At 73.1% G+C, this 17357-nt stretch carries 20 protein-coding genes; 3 read left to right on the top strand and 17 right to left on the bottom strand.

From position 1 onward, the window contains the following. The first annotated feature begins 308 nt into the window (after positions 1–308). Entirely contained in the window at positions 309–1172 is an 864-nt protein-coding gene (locus ACLBYG_RS20275; RefSeq protein ID WP_447682598.1) for an outer membrane protein, read from the top strand. Positions 1173–1300: 128 nt separating this feature from the next. Here ACLBYG_RS20275 and phnN read toward each other — a convergent pair whose 3' ends face one another. Genes phnN through phnG form a run of 9 tightly spaced genes read right to left on the bottom strand, consistent with a single transcriptional unit; the run spans position 1301 to position 8007 of the window. Then, the gene (gene phnN, locus ACLBYG_RS20270; protein WP_447682597.1) at positions 1301–1831 is read right to left on the bottom strand and encodes a phosphonate metabolism protein/1,5-bisphosphokinase (PRPP-forming) PhnN; all 531 of its coding nucleotides are present in this window, start codon (positions 1829–1831) and stop codon (positions 1301–1303) included. After that, positions 1831–2967, bottom strand: coding sequence for an alpha-D-ribose 1-methylphosphonate 5-triphosphate diphosphatase (locus ACLBYG_RS20265; RefSeq protein ID WP_447682596.1), 1137 nt, complete (start codon positions 2965–2967; stop codon positions 1831–1833). The genes phnN and ACLBYG_RS20265 overlap by 1 nt, the downstream gene beginning before the upstream one ends. Positions 2968–2978: 11 nt before the next feature. Then, positions 2979–3686, bottom strand: coding sequence for a phosphonate C-P lyase system protein PhnL (gene phnL / locus ACLBYG_RS20260; RefSeq protein ID WP_427509660.1), 708 nt, complete (start codon positions 3684–3686; stop codon positions 2979–2981). Beyond that, positions 3683–4456, bottom strand: a complete 774-nt coding sequence (gene phnK, locus ACLBYG_RS20255; RefSeq protein WP_447682595.1) for a phosphonate C-P lyase system protein PhnK — start codon at positions 4454–4456, stop codon at positions 3683–3685. Before phnK ends, phnL begins: the two co-directional genes overlap by 4 nt. Next, positions 4453–4926 (bottom strand): N-acetyltransferase family protein, encoded by a 474-nt coding sequence (locus ACLBYG_RS20250; RefSeq protein WP_447682594.1) that lies wholly within the window; start codon positions 4924–4926, stop codon positions 4453–4455. The genes phnK and ACLBYG_RS20250 overlap by 4 nt, the downstream gene beginning before the upstream one ends. 8 nt (positions 4927–4934) lie before the next feature. Beyond that, positions 4935–5822: an alpha-D-ribose 1-methylphosphonate 5-phosphate C-P-lyase PhnJ gene (locus tag ACLBYG_RS20245; protein WP_447682593.1), complete on the bottom strand. Its 888-nt coding sequence runs from the start codon at positions 5820–5822 to the stop codon at positions 4935–4937. Beyond that, positions 5819–6931, bottom strand: a complete 1113-nt coding sequence (locus ACLBYG_RS20240) for a carbon-phosphorus lyase complex subunit PhnI (protein ID WP_447682592.1) — start codon at positions 6929–6931, stop codon at positions 5819–5821. The genes ACLBYG_RS20245 and ACLBYG_RS20240 overlap by 4 nt, the downstream gene beginning before the upstream one ends. 3 nt (positions 6932–6934) lie before the next feature. Then, on the bottom strand, positions 6935–7522 hold the full coding sequence (gene phnH / locus ACLBYG_RS20235; protein ID WP_447682603.1) for a phosphonate C-P lyase system protein PhnH: 588 nt from the start codon (positions 7520–7522) through the stop codon (positions 6935–6937). Positions 7523–7524: 2 nt separating this feature from the next. Further along, positions 7525–8007, bottom strand: a complete 483-nt coding sequence (gene phnG, locus ACLBYG_RS20230) for a phosphonate C-P lyase system protein PhnG (RefSeq protein WP_091980051.1) — start codon at positions 8005–8007, stop codon at positions 7525–7527. A 79-nt stretch (positions 8008–8086) separates the two neighbouring features. On the opposite strand from phnG, the gene phnF reads away from it, so the two are divergent. Beyond that, positions 8087–8830 (top strand): phosphonate metabolism transcriptional regulator PhnF, encoded by a 744-nt coding sequence (gene phnF / locus ACLBYG_RS20225; protein ID WP_447682591.1) that lies wholly within the window; start codon positions 8087–8089, stop codon positions 8828–8830. Between the two features lie 130 nt (positions 8831–8960). Here phnF and phnE (ACLBYG_RS20220) read toward each other — a convergent pair whose 3' ends face one another. From phnE (ACLBYG_RS20220) to ACLBYG_RS20190, 7 genes are all read right to left on the bottom strand, one after another. Next, positions 8961–9827 carry a phosphonate ABC transporter, permease protein PhnE gene (gene phnE / locus ACLBYG_RS20220; protein ID WP_103985861.1) on the bottom strand — a complete coding sequence of 289 codons (867 nt, stop codon included), beginning with the start codon at positions 9825–9827 and terminating at the stop codon, positions 8961–8963. Then, positions 9824–10705, bottom strand: a complete 882-nt coding sequence (phnE, locus tag ACLBYG_RS20215) for a phosphonate ABC transporter, permease protein PhnE (protein WP_103985860.1) — start codon at positions 10703–10705, stop codon at positions 9824–9826. Before phnE (ACLBYG_RS20215) ends, phnE (ACLBYG_RS20220) begins: the two co-directional genes overlap by 4 nt. A 15-nt stretch (positions 10706–10720) precedes the next feature. Beyond that, complete coding sequence (gene phnD, locus ACLBYG_RS20210) at positions 10721–11647, bottom strand: phosphonate ABC transporter substrate-binding protein (RefSeq protein ID WP_447682602.1); 927 nt, start codon at positions 11645–11647, stop codon at positions 10721–10723. Between the two features lie 118 nt (positions 11648–11765). Continuing rightward, entirely contained in the window at positions 11766–12614 is an 849-nt protein-coding gene (gene phnC / locus ACLBYG_RS20205; RefSeq protein WP_103985859.1) for a phosphonate ABC transporter ATP-binding protein, read from the bottom strand. A 114-nt stretch (positions 12615–12728) separates the two neighbouring features. Continuing rightward, entirely contained in the window at positions 12729–13349 is a 621-nt protein-coding gene (locus ACLBYG_RS20200) for a chloramphenicol acetyltransferase (protein WP_447682590.1), read from the bottom strand. After that, positions 13342–14028, bottom strand: a complete 687-nt coding sequence (locus tag ACLBYG_RS20195; RefSeq protein ID WP_447682589.1) for a DUF1045 domain-containing protein — start codon at positions 14026–14028, stop codon at positions 13342–13344. Before ACLBYG_RS20195 ends, ACLBYG_RS20200 begins: the two co-directional genes overlap by 8 nt. Positions 14029–14053: 25 nt before the next feature. Beyond that, positions 14054–15202, bottom strand: a complete 1149-nt coding sequence (locus tag ACLBYG_RS20190) for a ceramide glucosyltransferase (RefSeq protein WP_447682588.1) — start codon at positions 15200–15202, stop codon at positions 14054–14056. 185 nt (positions 15203–15387) lie between these two features. On the opposite strand from ACLBYG_RS20190, the gene ACLBYG_RS20185 reads away from it, so the two are divergent. Next, a complete protein-coding gene (locus ACLBYG_RS20185; protein WP_447682587.1) occupies positions 15388–17016 on the top strand; it encodes an inorganic phosphate transporter in 1629 nt (542 codons plus the stop codon). An 89-nt stretch (positions 17017–17105) separates the two neighbouring features. Here ACLBYG_RS20185 and ACLBYG_RS20180 read toward each other — a convergent pair whose 3' ends face one another. Continuing rightward, entirely contained in the window at positions 17106–17357 is a 252-nt protein-coding gene (locus tag ACLBYG_RS20180; RefSeq protein ID WP_100252747.1) for a hypothetical protein, read from the bottom strand.

Below are 17357 nucleotides of genomic sequence, written 5' to 3'. Positions count from 1 at the left end.
GATTCCCATTCCTGCGGCGGGGACCACGCAAGGGCCCCGAATCCTGGTCCGCCGCCCCGAAGTTCCGACAGGGGCGAAAAACGCGGTCCGCTTAGAGGGTCGGCCGCCAGGGATCAAGCTCCGCGACGCGCGGGGGCCCGCCGACCGACCGCGCTGTCAAGCTGCGGATGCGAGTCTTGAACGGAGAAAGATCAATCACAGGCAGTATCCGCGCCGCTTTCGCGCCACAGTGTGGCTTCGCGGGCATAGCGGGATCCGTGCGGCCGAGCTTAAGTGGCGACAACAACGCGTCACCTCGGACCCCCGCCATGATGAAGAAGCTCCTCCTCGCCACCGCCGCGACGGCCCTGGTCACGACGGCCGCCTCCGCCGCCGACCTGCCGCGTCGCGCCGCCCCGCCGCCGGTCTTCACGCCGGTGCCGGTCTTCACCTGGACGGGCTTCTACGCCGGTCTCGAGTCCGCCTACACCTTCACCGACCGTGAGCGCATCACGACCGTCGGCGTCCAGCCCGGCAACGCCACCAACGTCGCCCTCGGCCGCCGCCCGTTCGCGACCTCGACCTCGCAGGACGGCTTCGCCAACATCGGCGGCACCGCCGGCTACAACTACCAGTTCACGCCGGGCGCCGGCATCGTCGTCGGTATCGCCAACAGCATCGACTGGACGGACATCACCAAGAACCGGGTCGTGTTCGGCACCGGCAACGTCGCCGGCGGCCCGCCGAACATCAGCCAGTTCCGCCAGAGCCTCGACTGGCTCGGCACCCTCACCGGCCGCGTCGGCTACGCCTTCGACCGCGTCCTGGTCTACGGGATGGGCGGCCTCGCCTACGGCAACGTGTTCCACGACGCCAACTTCTACACCCCGGGCGGCCGCCTCCAGTTCGCCGGCCGCTACGACGACTTCAAGACCGGCTTCGCCTACGGCGGCGGCATCGAGTTCGCCCTGCCGACCGACAGCTTCCTGAACACCTTCGCGCTCGGCCGCTACATCGGCATCAAGTACGACGCCATCACGGTGAAGGCCGAGTACCTGCACTACGATCTCGGCAGCCAGAACGTGCTCGTCGGCGCGGTCCCGGGCGTGGGCAACGGCGCGTACATCTCGCGCTTCCGCACCGAGGGAAGCATCGTCCGCGCCGGCTTCAACTACAAGTTCGGCGGCATCTGAGACAGACGACGCCGGGGTCTCCCCGGCGGATCACAGCGAGGGCGGGTGCCGGCATCGGCGCCCGCCCTTTTTCGTGGCTCACGCGCGCCCCGCGAACCGCGGCCCGAGCCGCCGAGAGCCGCGTCGCGTCAGCAGGCGCGCAGGTGCGCCACCAGCCGTGCGGCCGCCGCCTCCGCGGAGCCGGTATTGAGGATCGTCAGGTCCGCGGTGACGCCGCCCTCCCGGGCGAGACGCGCCGCCAGGTCGCCGTCCTGCGCGCGGCCGCGGGCGGCGATGCGCCGCGCCAGGATCTCGGGGGGCGCCGTGATCTCGACGACGCTCACCCGCGGGCCGCCCGCCCGCGCCCGCGCGACGACGCGGCGCGAGACGTTGCAGACCACCACGTGCCCGTCGGCGACGCGCCGGCCGACCGCCTCCGGGAGCGCGTAGCCGAGGCCGTGGGCGCGCCAGCTCAGGGTGAAGCGGCCGGCCGCGCAGCCCTCGCTGAAGGCCGCCTCGTCGATCTCGTCGTTGTCCTCGTCGGCCGAGGGGGGGCGGGTGACGAGGCGGCGCGGGAAGACGTAGCGCGGGTCGTCGGCGAGCGCCGCCCGGGCGAGCCGGATCAACGTGTCCTTGCCGGCCCCGCTCGGGCCGACCACCAGGACGAGGCAGCCCGCCATCAGGCGACCCGCCGGCCGGCGCGCCAGACCTCGCGGACGACCGGCACGCCCTCGGCCCGCTGCACGCGCACGAGGTCGGCCCGCAGCCCGGGCGCCAGGGCGCCGCGATCGGTCAGGCCGGTGGCGCGGGCGGGGTTCGACGTGACGGTGGCGAGCGCCGCGGGCAGCGTGATCCCGGGCGCCTGCTCGGGCAACAGGAAGGCCGCCATCAGCAGGCTCGCCGGCACGTAGTCCGACGACAGGATGTCGAGGTACCCGGCCTCGGCCAGCGCCAGGGCCGCGACGTTGCCGGAATGCGAGCCGCCGCGGATCAGGTTCGGCGCGCCCATCATCACGGTGATGCCCTGCCGGTGCGCGGCCTCGGCCGCCTCCAGGGTGGTGGGGAACTCGGCCAGCCGCACGCCCTCGCCGACCGCGAGGTCGACGTCGGCCAGGGTGGTGTCGTCGTGGCTCGCCAGCGGGATGCCCATCTCGCGGGCGAACTGGACGAGGGCCGGCCGGTTCTTCGCGTTGAGCGCGCGCCCGTCGCGGACCTTGCGCTCGGTGTTGGCGCGGATCTCGTCCATCGGCCGACCGCCGCGGGTGGCGTAGGTGTAGTACTTCTCCATGTCACGGAACTGCCGCTGGCCGGGCGTGTGGTCCATCAGCGAGATCAGCCCCACCGGGTAGCGTGCCGTGAAGGCCGCCACCGTGTCGAGCACGTCCAGGGAGGGCAGCTCGCAGCGCAGGTGTGTGAAGTGCTCGGCCCGGAACAGGTCGGCGGCGCGCGCGGTGGCGATGGCGCCGGCGAGCTGCTCCAGCTCGGAGCCGAGGCCGCTGCCGTCCGGATCGCTGCCGGCACGGAGCGAATCGAACACCGTGGTGATGCCCGAGGCGGTGATCTGCGCGTCGTAGGCCAGGACGGCGCCGAGGGGATGCCAGCGCACCTTCGGGCGCGGCGCGAAATGGCTCTCCAGGTGGTCGGTGTGCAACTCGATCAGGCCGGGGATCAGGTGGTCGCCGCCGAGATCGAGGCCGCGCGCGGGCGGGCGCCCCTCGCCGATCTCGGCGATCGCCCCGTCCGAGACCGCGAGCCAGCCGCGCTGCACCCGGTCCGGCAGGACCAGGGTCGCGTTCTCGAGGATGAAGTCGTCCATCGTGAGGATCCTCAGGCTGCCCGGGCGCGCGGCGCGAAGCGGGTGACATCGACCACCCGGGTCGCCACAGCGTCGCGCATCTCGCTGTCGTGGAAGATGCCGAGCACGCCGGCCCCGGCCCTGAGCTTCTCGCGGACGAGCTCGGCCACCACGGCGCGGTTCTCCGCGTCCAGGGAGGCGGTCGGCTCGTCGAGGAGCAGGAGCGGCCGGTCGGCGATCAGGCCCCGAGCGATGTTCACCCGCTGCTGCTCGCCGCCCGAGAAGGTCGCGGGCGGCAGGCCCCAGAGCCGCTCCGGCAGGTTGAGCCGGGCCAGCAGGCTCTCGGCCCGGGCGCGCGCCGCCGCTTCGGACAAGCCGCCCTCGCGGCCGGCGGCCTCGACGACGTCGAGGGCCGGGACCCGCGGGATCACCCGGAGGAACTGCGACACGTAGGCGATCACCCGCGCCCGCAGCGCCAGGACCGCCCGCGGATCGGCCCGGACGACGTCTACGACCGTCGCGCCGTCGCGGACCAGGATCGCGCCGCCGTCGCAGCGGTAGTTGCCGTAGGCCATCTTCAGCAGCGAGGATTTTCCCGCGCCGGACGGGCCGCCGAGCACCACGCACTCGCCGGGCTCCACGGACAGGCTGACATCGCCCACCACCGGCAGCACGACGCCGCCGCGCAGGTGCAGGGTGAAGCTCTTGGCGACGGTCTCGAAGGTCAGGAGCGCGGTCATGCGGCGAGCACCGAGGCGACGAGGAGCTGGGTGTAGGCGTGCTCGGGATCGTCGAGCACGCGGTCGGTGAGGCCGGTCTCGATCACCCGGCCGGCGCGCATGACCATGATCCGGTGCGAGAGGAGCCGCGCCACCGCGAGGTCGTGGGTGACGATGATCACCGCGAGCCCCAGCTCGGCCGAGAGCCGGCGGATCAGGTCGAGGAGCCGGGCCTGGACCGAGACGTCGAGGCCGGAGGTCGGCTCGTCCATCAGCACGAGGCGGGGGCCGGTGACGAGGTTCCGGGCGATCTGCAGGCGCTGGCGCATGCCGCCGGAGAAGCGCGTCGGCGGGTCGTCGATCCGGTCGGCGGCGATCTCGACGCGGCCGAGCCAGTCGAGGGCCTGGGCGCGGATCCGCCCGTAATGGCGGTCGCCGAGCCCCATCAGCCGCTCGCCGACATTGCCGCCGGCCGAGACCGCCATGCGCAGGCCCTGGGCCGCGTCCTGGCGGACGAAGCCCCACTCGGTGCGCATCAGCGCCCGGCGCCCGGCCTCGCTCAAGGTGGCGAGGTCGCGCAGCGCGCCGTCGCGCATCCGGTAGGCGACGGTCCCGGAATCGGGCGCCAACTCAGTGGCGATGAGGGAGAGGAGCGTCGACTTGCCGGAACCGGATTCGCCCACGATCGCCAGAACCTCGCCGGGGACGAGGTCGAACGACACGTCGGCGCAGGCGAGCCGGGCGCCGTAGCGCTTGGTCAGGCCGCGGACCTGAAGCAGGGTTTCGCTCATCGGGTCGCCTCCGCGGCGTCGGGCAGGAAGGGGGGATCGAGGCGGAAGCTGTAGCCGTAGCGCTCGAAGCCGAGGCTCTCGTAGAAGGCGTGGGCCGGCTTGGCGTCGACGTTCGACGACAGGGCGAGCTTGTAGCAGCCCCGCGCCACGGCGAGCCGGGCCGCCTCGTGCATCATCGCCCGGCCGAGACCGCCGCCGCGGTGCCGGGACGCGACCACGACACTCTCGACGAGCGCCGAGGGGGTGCCCCAGTGGGCGATGTTGTCGAGGATGACGAGGCAGAAGGTGCCGACGACCGCGCCGTCGCGTTCGGCCACGTAGAGCCCGTAATCGGGATAGGCCGCGAGCCGGTCGAGCAGCGCCCCGGCCTGTGCCAGGGTCGCCGCCCGCCCGCCGTTCAGTTCGGCGTAGAGGTCGAGGATCGCGGGCAGGTCGGGCTTTCCAGCCCGGCGGATTGTGAGGTCGGTCATAGCGCGTCTCATGCCGCGTCCCCCGTGCCGACATGGCCGTCCGCGCGGCGCCCCTCGCAATGGTCGGTATCCGAGCAGACGAACATCCGCCGGCCCGCATCGTCGAGCAGCACCTCGTCGAGATAGACGCCCTCGGCACCGCACAGCGCGCAGGGATGCTCGAACGCCTGGATCCGGAACGGGTGGTCCTCGAAGTCGAGGCTGCGCACCCGCGTGTAGGGCGGCACCGCGTAGATCCGCCGCTCGCGGCCCGCGCCGAAGAGCTGGAGCGCCGGGCAGTCGTCCATCTTGGGGTTGTCGAATTTCGGCGTCGGCGACGGGTCCATCACGTAGCGGCCCGCCACCTCCACCGGGTACGCGTAGGTGGTGGCGATGTGGCCGTGGCGGCTGATGTCCTCGTAGAGCTTCACGTGCATGGCGCCGTACTCGGCCAGCGCGTGGAGCTGGCGGGTCTCGGTCTCGCGAGGCTCGAGGAAGCGCAGGGGCTCGGGGATCGGCACCTGGTAGACGAGGGTCTGCCCCTCGGTGAGCGGCGTCTCGGGGATGCGGTGGCGGGTCTGGATCACCGTCGCCTCCGCGGTGCGGGTGGTGGTGACCACCCCGGAGGTCTTGGCGAAGAAGCGGCGGATCGAGACCGCGTTGGTGGTGTCGTCGGCGCCCTGGTCGATGACCTTCAGCACGTCCGAGCGCCCGAGGATCGCGGCCGTCACCTGCACGCCGCCGGTGCCCCAGCCGTAGGGCATCGGCATCTCGCGGGAGGCGAAGGGCACTTGGTAGCCCGGCACCGCGATGGCCTTGAGGATGGCCCGGCGGATCATCCGCTTCGTGCCCTCGTCGAGATAGGCGAAGTTGTAGCCCGGTTCGCTCTCCGGGCGGTGCGCGATCGCGGCGCTCATTCGGCAGCCTCCTGCATTTCGACGGCGTCGGACCCGCGCTCGAACTCGGTACGTAGCCGGCGAACCAGCTCCAGCTCGGCCTGGAAGTCGACGTAATGGGGCAGCTTCAGGTGCTCGACGAAGCCGGTCGCTTGGAGACTGTCGCAGTGGGCCAGCACGAATTCCTGATCCTGGGCCGGGCTCGCCACCGGCTCGCCCAGCTCCTCCGCGCGGAGCGCCCGGTCGACCAGGGCCATCGCCATGGCCTTGCGCTCGCTCTGCCCGAAGCTCAGCCCGTAGCCGCGGGTGAACTGGGGCGGGGCCGCCCCCGAGCCCTTGAACTGGTTGACCATCTGGCACTCGGTCAGCCGCACCCGGCCGAGCGGCACCGCGAAGCCCAGTTCCTCGGGCACGAACTCGACCGCGACCTCCCCGACCCGGATCTCGCCGACGAACGGGTGGGTGCGGCCGTAGCCGCGCTGCGTCGAGTAGGCGAGGCCGAGCACGAAGCCCTCGTCGCCCCGGGCCAGCGCCTGGAGGCGGAGCGCCCGGTCGGCGGGGTAGTCCACCGGCTCGCGGGTGAGGTCGCCCGCGGGCGCGCCGTCGTCCGGGGGCGAGGGCTCGATCAGGCCGTCCCGGGCCAGCAGGTCGGTGACCCGCGGGCAGGTGCCGGCATCGGCGCGCGGCTCGGCCTCGGCGGCGGGCTCGATCCCGGCTTCGGACTCGGCGGCGAGCGCGAAGTCGACCAGCCGGTGGGTGTAGTCGAAGGTCGGCCCGAGCACCTGCCCGCCGGGCAGGTCCTTGAACGTCGCGGAGATCCGGCGCTCGACCGCCATGGCGCCGGTGTCGACCGGCGCGGAGGCGCCGAAGCGCGGCAGCGTGGTCCGGTAGGCCCGGACCAGGAACACCGCCTCGACCACGTCGCCGCGCGCCTGCTTGAGCGCCAGAGCCGCGAGGTCCGGATCGTAGAGCGAGCCCTCGGTCATGACCCGGTCGACGAGCAGCGCCATCTGCTCCCGGATCTGCGCCACGGAGAGCTCCGGCACGGCCGGGTCACCCCGGCGCGCCTCGGCGAGGAGCCGGTGGGCGTTGTCGATGGCGGCCTCGCCGCCCTTCACGGCCACGTACATGGATCAGGCCTCCGTCACCGTCGTGGAGCGCGGCAGGCCGGCCACGCGTCCGGGCGCCGTCAGGATCAGGTCGACGCCGAGGGGGAAGCCCGCGCGGTTCTCCGCGAGCTGCGCCGCGAAGCCGTCCGGCAGGGGCGCCGGCGCGATCCGGGCGGTGCCCCGGATGCCGGGGCCGGACAGGTGCAGCCCCTCCCCCTCCGCGAGCGCGTCGAGGGCGAGCACCAGCGTTGTGGCGGTGTCGGGATAGGCCGGCGTCCCGGCGGCGAACTCCGCCAGCGGCGGGCAGCGCGCCGGGTCGCTGATCAGCGCGAAGGCCGCCGCGGCCGGGTCGCCGGTGAGCGGCGCGCCGGTGTGGAAGCGCAGGTATTCCGCGACCTCCGGCGCCGCGGCGAGGGCCGGATCGAGCCAGACCGGCGTGTCGGCGTCGGTGAGCGTCAGCGCGACGGCGGCCAGTTCCGGCGTCAAGGGCGCGGGCGGCGCGAGGCCCGGCGCGAGGGACCGGACGCGTCCGGGGCGGGCGAGGGCGTCCATCACGGCGCGGAACGTGTCCTGCGCGTCGTGAACCGGGTCGGCGAAGCCGAGGGCGAGCATGCTCAATCCTCTCCGCGGGCGAGGGTCAGGAAGTCGACCCGGGTGGCGGCCGTGCGCCGGGCGGCCCGATCCCGAGAGGCCGCGAGCCGCCGGGCGGCGGGCTCCAGGGCGGCCTCGACCCGGGCGCGCCGGACGGGATCCTGCCAGAGGGCGTCGAGGATCGCGGCGAGCCGCGCCTTCGCGCGGTCGCGGCCGAGATGGTAGGCGAAGCCCGCCGGACCGTCCGCGAGGCGGATGGCGGCCCGGGTCACGCTGACCTCGCCGAGATTGAACGGGCGACCGTCGCCGCCGATCCGGCCCGACGCCATCACGAGACCGGTCTCGGGCGGACGCAGGTCCGCGGCCGCGGGCGCTTCGAGGCCCGACACGGCCGCCTCGAGGGCCGCCTCGAGATCCGCGCGGCTCGCCTCGGCACACAGGGCCATGACCGCTTGGCGCGCCGCGGTCTCGCCCTCGGATCCCGGATGTCTCGGGGTCGTCGTCATCGCGAATCCCTTCGTCGCTCGGTTGTCTAGGTGTATAGACAACTGGCGTGCGCCGCACAAATGAAGTTTGGATGACAGGATGGATGCGCAGGAGCAGGCGGCCGCCCTCGTCCGGGGCGAGGGGCTGACGGCGTGGCGGCAGATCGCCGACGCGCTGACGGCCGAGATCGCGGCGGGACGCTACGCGCCGGGACAGCAGCTCCCCGCCGAGGCCGCCCTGGCGACGCGGTTCGCGGTGAACCGGCACACGGTGCGGCGCGCCCTCGCGGCGCTGGCCGAGGGCGGGCTCGTGCGCGCCAGCCAGGGCCGGGGCACCTTCGTGGAGGAGGCGCCGCTCGCCTACCCGATCGGGCCGCGCACGCGCTTCTCCGAGATCGTCGCCGGGGCCGGGCGCGAGGCCTGGGGCGACCTCGTCGCGGCGACCACGGTCCAGGCCGGGACCGAGCAGGCGGCGTCCCTGGCCCTCGCCCCCGGCGCGCCGATCCTGGAGTTGCTGACGGTCCACCGGGCGGACGGCGCGCCGCTCTCGACGGCGCTGACCTGGCTGCCGCTGCCGCGCTTCGCGGGTTTCGCCGAGGCCTACGCGGCGCGCGGCTCGATCACCCGGGCCTTCGCGACCTGCGGCGTCCACGACTACACCCGGCTCTCGACGCGGATCCGGGCCCGCCCCGCGGATCCCGCGGAGGCGCAGCGCCTCGACATCGCGCCGGGGCGGGTCGTGATGGTGGTGTCGAGCGTCAACATCGATCCCGCCGGCGTGCCGATCCAGGCGAACCGCACCCTGTTCGCCGCCGACCGCGTGGAGCTGGTGATCGGCGGGTGATGCGATGCCCGCGCGACCTCCGCGCGACGGCCTCGGCACTCCGTCCTCGCGAGCGGAGCGAAGCGAGCCGGGGCAGCGCGACCCTGGGTCATTGCGCTCCGCGCGTGATGCCGGGAAGCCGAGGCCTCCCTCAGCGCGCCGCCGGCCCGATGATCGCCCGGCGCAGGCGGGTCGAGACCCAGTCGATCGCCGCCACGGTCACGAGGATCATCAGCACCAGGAAGGCGACCTGCTGCAGCTCCAGCACGCGGATCAGCTCGGTGAGGTACTGGCCGATGCCGCCCGCGCCGACGATGCCGATGATCGTCGCCGAGCGGGTGTTCGACTCGAAGAAGTAGAGGACCTGGCTCGCCAGCACCGGCAGCACCCCGGGGATCAGCCCGAAGCGGATGCGGTGGAGCGCCGAGCCGCCCGAAGCGACGACGCCCTCGCCGGCCCGCTTGTCGCAGGTCTCGATCGCCTCCGAGAACAGCTTTCCGAGCGCCCCGAAATCCGAGCACGCGATCGCGAGCGCCCCGGCGAACGGGCCCAGGCCGACGACGTTGATCCAGATCAGCGCCCAGATCAGCACGTCGACCGAGCGCATCACGTCGAGGCCGCGGCGGACCGCGAACCGCGCGAACGGGTTGGGCACGACGTTCCGCGCCGCCAGGAACGCCACCGGGAAGGCGAGGATCGCCGCCGTCAGCGTGCCCAGGAAGGCGATGCCGAGGGTCTCGCCCAGCGCGTGCAGGAAGGTCCAGAATTGGCCCTCCGGCGATGGCGGCAGCATCAGCACCGCGAAGGTGCCGAGCCGCCCGAGCCCGTGGAGGATCCGCGCCACCGAGAAGTCGAGGCGCCAGTAGCCGAGCGCCGCGAGCCCCACCAGGACGACGAGCAGGGCGGCGAGCCGCGCCCGCCCCGGCCAGTCGGCGCGGAACTGCGCGGGGTAGCGCGCGCGCAGGCGGCCGAGGTCGGCCCGGGCCGCCGCCCGCAGGGTCTCGGGACGCGCGCTCATCGGGCGTGCTCCGCGCCGATCAGGCGGTGGCGGACCCGCTCGGTGACGAGGTCGATGCAGAAGACGGTCAGGATGATCAGCACGAGGATAGCGCTCACGTCCGCGTAGTAGAAATTGCGGATCGCCACGAGGAATTCCTGGCCGATGCCACCGGCGCCGACGAAGCCCATCACCCCGGCGCCGCGCACGTTGATCTCGAAGCGCAGCAGCGCGTAGGAGGCGAAGTTCGACAGCACCTGCGGCAGGACCGCGAAGCGCACCGTCTGGACCCAGGTCGCGCCCGAGGCCGACAGGCCCTCGACGGGCCGCATGTCGATGTTCTCGACCACCTCGGAGAACAGCTTGCCCAGCGCGCCCGTGGTGTGGATCGCGATGGCGAGCACGCCCACCATCGGGCCGAGGCCGAAGGCGATGACGAAGATCAGCGCGAACACGACCTCGGGGACGGTGCGGCACAGTTCCAGGAGGCGCTTGGCGCCGACGCGCAGCACGCGCGACCGCACGAGGTTGGCGGCGGCCACGAAGCTGAGGGCGAAGCCCGCCAGCCCCCCGAGCAGCGTCCCGAGATAGGCCATGAGCAGGGTCTCGCCCAGCAGGCCCAGCCATCTGGGCAGGCCCCAGTACCAGGCGCGGACGTCCTCCAGCGGGTGCTCGAGGCTGATCGGCGGCAGGATCTGCTGGATGTAGGCGGTGAACTTGCCGATGTTCTCGGCGAAGACCAGCGGCCGCACCTCGGCGATCAGGCCGGCGACCACGGCGAGCGCCGCCACCAGGGCGAAGCCCGCCAGCGTGCGGCGGCGGGCCTCGCCGGTCGCCGCCGCGTAGAGGCCGGAGAGGGCGGCTGCCCGCTCCGGCGACAGGGGTGTCAGGCCGCGCAAGGCGGCGGCTCCGGATCAGGACTTTCGGCGCTGCTCGTCGTTGAACCGCAGCATGTCGATGATCGGCTGGTAATCCTTGAGGGTCACCGGCGTGAGATCCTGGTCCTTGCCGTCGGAGAGCCGGTCGAAGGCGGCCTTGTCGGCCTTCGGCAGGGCCACGAAGGCGTCGCGGATCTTGGCCTTCAGGTCGTCCGGCAGGCTCGCCAGCACGGCGAAGGGCCCCTCCGGCAGGAAGTCGGACTTGAACACGACCCGGAAGTCCGACTGCTGCATCGGCGTGCCGTCGGGCTTCTTGAGCATGCCCTTGGCGGCCATGCGGGTGACCATCGTGTCGGTCTCGGAATTCCACAGGTTGGCGGCGGCGTCGGCCGTGCCCTGGGTGAGCGCCAGGACGGCGTTCTCGTGGCTGCCCGCGTAGAAGGTCTTGCCGAAGAAGTTCTCGACGTCGTAGCCGGCCCGCTTCAGGAAGAAGCGCGGCGCCTGGTTGCCGGAGGTGGAGTTCGGATCGACCAGCGCGAGGTTCTTGCCCTTGAGATCCTCGACGGTCTTGTAGGGGCTGGAGGCCAGCACGTAGACCACCGAATAGTAGCCCGAGGCGCCGGTCTCGTGCTTCTGGTTGACGATCGGCTCGATCTTGACGCCGGTCATCACGGCCCGGGCGAAGGAAGCCGGCCCGTACCACGCGATCTGGATGTTGCCGGCGCGCTGGCCCTCGATCACCGCGGCGTAGTCGCTCGCCACCCGCAGCTTCACCGGCACGCCGAGGGTCTTGGTCAGGTAGGCGGTGAGCGGCGCCCAGCGGTCGGCGGTGCCCGAGGCGTTCTCGGCCGGGATCACGCCCAGCGTCAGCTCCGGATACTGGGCCTTCCAGTCCTGGGCGGCGGCCGGCAGGCCGAGGAGGGCGAGGGCCGCGGCGGCGGCGAGGGTGCGTCGGGTGATCATCGGGTCGTCCTTCGTGGCGTCGGCGAGGTTCGGCCGGCCGGAGGCCGGTCGGGCGTTTCCAAGACGGTGCACTTTGGCGGTGCGCTCTGGCGGTGCTTGTTGGGGCCCGGGGCCCGGATCAGGCGCCGAGGGCGGCCTCGCGGACCGGCCGCGCCGGCACGTGACCGGGCCGGCCCGGCATCGCGGCCCGCTGCTCCGCCTCGCGCTGCGCGGAATCGTCCAGCACCTCGCCGGCCTCCAGGCCGTAGAGCCGGCGCGCCACGTCCTCGGTGAGGTCGAAGGGGCCGCCCTCGAACACGACCCGCCCGGCCGCGAGGCCGACGAGGCGGTCGCAGTAGGCGCGGGCGAGGTCGAGGGAGTGCAGGTTGCACAGCACCGTGATGCCGTAGCGCCGGTTCACGTCGGCGAGCGCGTCCATCACGAGCCGCGTGTTGCGCGGGTCGAGCGAGGCGACCGGCTCGTCGGCGAGCAGGATCTCGGGTTCCTGCACGAGGGCGCGGGCGATGGCGACGCGCTGCTGCTGGCCGCCCGACAGGCCGTCGGCCCGCTGGCCGGCGAACTCGCCCATGTCGAAGCTCTCCAGGGCGGCGAGGGCCATGGCGCGGTCCTCGGCGGACCATTGCCGGAGCAGGGCGCGGTGAGTCGGCACGTGGCTGAGGCGCCCCATCAGCACGTTGGTCATGACGTCGAGCCGGCCGACGAGGTTGAATTGCTGGAAGATCATGGCGCAGCGGGTGCGCCACTCGCGCAGCGGGCGGCCGCGCAGGGTGGTGACCTCGCGGCCGTCGTGGAGGATGCGCCCCGAACTCGGATCCGCCAGCCGGTTGATGAGGCGCAGCAGCGTGGACTTGCCGGCACCGGACCGGCCGATCACCCCGACGAAGCTGCCGGGCTCGATCCGGAGCGACACGCCGTCGACGGCGCGTCGGTCGCCGTACTGGCGCGTGAGATCCTCGATAACCAGCATGCCACCATCCGCCGGGGAACGGCCGCACGTAGACGCCGGTTTGACGACGATTGGATGACGTATTCGGAACGATTATATTTGCCGGCGCAGCATCTCGGCTTTTCGATAGCCGACTTAATCTTCGTGGCGCTCCAGGAATGCTTCGATGGGCAGTCCGCGGAAATCCGGCAGCGCCCGGCGCAGGCGCTCATGGTCCCAGTCCCACCACGCCAGGCGGGTCAGACGGTCCGCGACCACCTCGGTGAAGCGGCGCCGGACCGGCCGGGCGGGATTGCCGACGACGATCGTGTAGGGCTCGACGTCGCGGGTGACGATGGCGCCCGCCCCCACCACCGCGCCGGTGCCGATCGTGCGCCCGGGCAGGACGACCGCGCCGTGGCCGATCCAGACATCGTGGCCGATCGCCACCGGGCTCGCCCGGCGCCGGTCGAAGAAGGCGGGCTCGTCCGATTCCTCCGGCCAGTAGGCGCGCGCCCGGTAGGTGAAGTGCGCCTGCGACGCCCGCTCCATCGGGTGGTTGCCGGGATTGATCCGCACGCTGGCGGCGATCGAGCAGAACTTGCCGATCGCGGTGTAGATCACCTCGCCGTCCTCACCGATGTAGGAATAGTCGTCGAGGGTCGTCTCGGTGAGGCGGGTGCGGGCGCCGACCTCGGTGTAGCGGCCGAGGCGGCTGTCGACGACCCGGGCGCTCGGATCGAGGGCGGGTTCGAGGCCGAGGGGGCGGTCAACCACGGGTCTCTCCGAAGGGCAGGCGCGCCAGGAGCCGGAACGGCCCCGACCCGTCCTGGGTCAGGAGGCTGACGGCGTCGATCCGCAGGGGCTCCGGTCCCGCGGCGGCGTAGGCCTCGGACAGGCGCCGGTGCCAGAGGTCGCGCTCCGCCTCCGGCAGGGCGTCGGTCAGGGTCATGTGGAAGCGGAAGGCCTCGAACACGTAGGGGTAGCCCCAGCGGTCGAGGAGCGCGCGGCCGCGCGGGTCGAGGCGCTCCGGCCGGCGCTTGGCGCGCTCGGCCTCCGTGAGCGGTGCCCGGAACGGGTCGAGGGCGGCGACGCACTCGGCGGCGAGGAGCCCGAGTTCCGGCGGGGGTGCCTCCGGCACCAGGGCGAGGAACGGCCCGAGGGCGGCGACCCGGAGCGGCCCCACCGCCACCGGCGGGTGCGCGGCCGCGAGGGCGCGGGCGGCGGCGACGAGGTCGGCCTCCCCAGTGCCCGGGGCGAGGCGCAGCGGCGCCTTGAGGGTGGCGTGGAACCCGTAGACCCGCGCGCCCGCCGTGACCGCCGCGAGATCACCGAGCCCCTCCGGATGCGGGACCGGCAGCCCGGTGACGTTGTCGGTGCCGAGGACGGAGCGGCCGAAGGCTTCGAGGCGCGAAGCCCGGGCGGGCAGCCAGTAGAGGGCGTAGCGGCGCGACACGTCAGGGTCTCCGATCGCCGGGCGGTCAGGCCGTCGGCGCGTAGGTGCGCGCGTCGGCGGCCCGCCGGGGGCGCACGTCCATGGCATTGCCCCGCCACACGATGGCGCTCCGCATCCAGGCGCCGACCCAGATCGCCGGGATCAGGGCGTCGCGCGCCAGGAAGGCGGCCAGCGTGCGGGGCGAGCGGTGCCAGCCCGCGCGGGCCGCGAGCCGGTGCTCGGCGGCATAGCACAGGGTGGCGAGGCCGGCAGCGCCCGCCAGGCCCGCGAGGCTTCCGGCCCAGAGGGCGACGAGGAGCGCCGGCAGCAGGACGCCGCTGCCGATCTCGGGGGCGAAGAACAGCGGGAAGGTCACGCGGCGCAGGCGCGCCCAGCGCAGCTGCCGCGACCAGACCTCCCGGAAGCCGCGCGGGCCGAGCGGCTGCTCGAACGGGCTCGCCACGAGGTGGACCCGCTTGCCCGCGGCGCGCACGAGCTTGGTGGCGGCCGCGTCCTCGGCGATCTCGGCCGCCAGTGCCTGGAGGCCGCCCTGCGCCTCCAGGAAGGGCTTGTGCCAGAGCATGCTCTTGCCCTGCGCGAAGCCCAGCCCGAACGCCTCGGCGGCGTATTGCCAGCGCGCCTGCAGGGTGTTCAGGAAGGCGCACTCCACCTCCGCCATGAAGCTGCCCGGGCGGGCGCCGGCCGGGGTGGAGCAGACGAGGCCGGTATCGGCGCGCCACGCCGCCTGGAGCCGCTGGAGGTAGTCCGGCGGCATGGCGACGTTGGAATCGGCGAGCACCACCCAGTCGTGGGCGGCGGCGCGCCAGCCGCGCAGGCAGTTGTTGAGCTTCGGGTTCGCGCTGACGCGCTCGTCGCCGAGGATCAGGCGGGCCGGCACGTGCGGGTGGGCCTCGATCAGGCGCTCCACCATCGGGACGATCGGGTCGGCCGGGTCGGCCACGCAGAAGATCAGCTCGTAGGACGGGTAGTCGAGGCAGAAGCTGCGGAGGAGCATCTCCTCGCTGTAGGCCTCGACCCCGCGCAGGGGGCGGACCAGGGAGACGGGCGCGCCGTCCGGGAACCGCGACGGGCCGTGGTCCCGGCCGAGGCGCCGGGCCGCGACGGCGATGCTGCCGATCTGGACGACGGCCAGGAGCGCGCCGAGGGACAGGGCCGGCACCGTGGCGTCAATCATGCGGATCCCTCGTGCGATCGGGCGAGCGGTCCGGTCCGCTAGCGGCCGGACCGCGTCAGGCGTGTGACAGCGCCGCCCGACGCTCTCGGACACGCTCGCCGACGCGCGGCGTCGCAGGCCGTCACCCAACCGTCACCGCGCGGTTTTAATCCCCGCTCACCACGAAAGATTCCGCGCGAGGGTTCATGTCCGATACCGCCGTGATGCCGTCGGGGGCGGTGGGAGGCCGGAAGGCGGGCGGCCCGCGCCTCGACCACGGGATGCATCTCGGCGGGGTGGTGGCGTTCCTGCTCGTCCTCGTGGCGGGCCTGGGCTACGCGGTGGTGAGCCTCGTCGCGGACATGAACGCGGTCGGGGAGGCGCCCCTGGCCTACGGCGCCTTCGCGCTGCTCGGCCTCGCCCTGCTGATCGCCCTCGCCTTCGAGTTCGTGAACGGCTTCCACGACACGGCCAACGCGGTCGCCACGGTGATCTACACCCACTCGATGCCGCCGCTCGTCGCGGTGATCTGGTCGGGCGTGTTCAACTTCCTCGGCGTGATGCTGTCCTCGGGCGCGGTGGCCTACGCGATCGTCACGCTGCTGCCGGTCGAGCTGATCCTCAACGTCGGCTCGCACGCGGGCTACGCGATGATCTTCGCGCTGCTGCTGGCGGCCATCATCTGGAACCTCGGGACCTGGGCGTTCGGGCTGCCGAACTCGTCGTCCCACGCGCTGATCGGCTCGGTGCTCGGCGTCGGCCTCGCCAACCAGCTGATGAACGGCGGCGACGGCACTGCTGGCGTCGACTGGACCCAGGCGCTCAACGTGTTCAAGGCGCTGCTGTTCTCCCCGGTCTGCGGCTTCGTGCTCGCGGCGCTGCTGCTGCTCGCCCTGAAGGTCACGGTCCGCCGCAGGGACCTCTACGAGGCGCCCGCGGGCGAGGCGCCGCCGCCCCCGTGGATCCGCGGCCTGCTGATCCTCACCTGCACGCTGGTCTCGTTCTTCCACGGCGGCAATGACGGGCAGAAGGGCATGGGCCTGATCATGCTGATCCTGATCGGCGCCGCCCCCACCGCCTACGCGCTCAACCGCACCATGGCGGACGACACGACGCCCGCCTTCGTGCAGGCCTCGACGGCGGCGAGCGCGGTGTTCGCCGCCCGCGCCCCCGGCGCGGCGGTGCCGGACGCCGCCGCCGCGCGCCGGACCGTGACGGAGGCGCTCAAGACCAAGGCGCTGAACACGCCGCCCGTCTACGCGGCGCTGGCGGCGCTCTCGGACGACATCGCCGCCAGCGTGAAGAATTACGGCGCGATCCGCACGGTGCCGGCCGCCCAGACCCAGAACCTGCGCAGCGACATGTACCTAGCCGCCGACGCGGTGCGCGTGCTGCCGGGCGCCGGGGCCGACTTCTCGGAGGCCGACAAGGCCGACCTGAAGCGCTACGCGGGCCTGCTCAACGACGGCACGCGCTACATCCCGGGCTGGGTCAAGGTCTGCGTCGCCCTGGCGTTAGGTCTCGGCACCATGGTCGGATGGAAGCGCATCGTCGTCACGGTGGGCGAGAAGATCGGCAAGACCCACCTGACCTACGCGCAGGGCGCCTCGGCCGAGATCGTCGCCGCCGGCACGATCGGGCTGGCCGAGCTCTACGGCCTGCCGGTCTCGACCACCCACATCCTGTCATCGGGCGTCGCCGGCACGATGGCGGCCAACGGCTCGGGCCTCCAGATGTCCACGGTGCGCAACATGGCGCTCGCCTGGATCCTGACCCTGCCGGCGGCGATCACCCTCGCGGCCGCTCTGTTCTACCTCCTGCGCCACCTGTTCTGACGCGGGTCCGGCCGGACGGGCCAGAGACCGCGCTCCGCCCCCCGACGAAGCGACCCGGTCTCCGGCCTCCCGCAGCGCGCCCCGGCGCTTCAGGAACTCGCCATCGCCCTCACGAAGGCCAGGCAGGTCCGGCGCGCCGCCGGACTGTCGATCGCCACGAAGGCCGAGACGAGGTCGGCCGCCTGGGTCATGGCCGCGTCGGGCCGGTCGGCATCCGGGTAGAAGCTCGCCACCGGCACGTCGAGGATGCCGGCGATGCGGCTCAGGGCGTCGCTCGTGCGCGCCGCCCCCGGGGACGGCGCGCGGTCCCGGGCCGGATCCGCGGAAGCGTCGGGCGCCAT

Source organism: Methylobacterium sp. D53M, from assembly GCF_053345625.1.
Note: the sequence above shows the minus strand (reverse complement) of the source record. Positions and strands in the feature narration are given on the sequence as shown.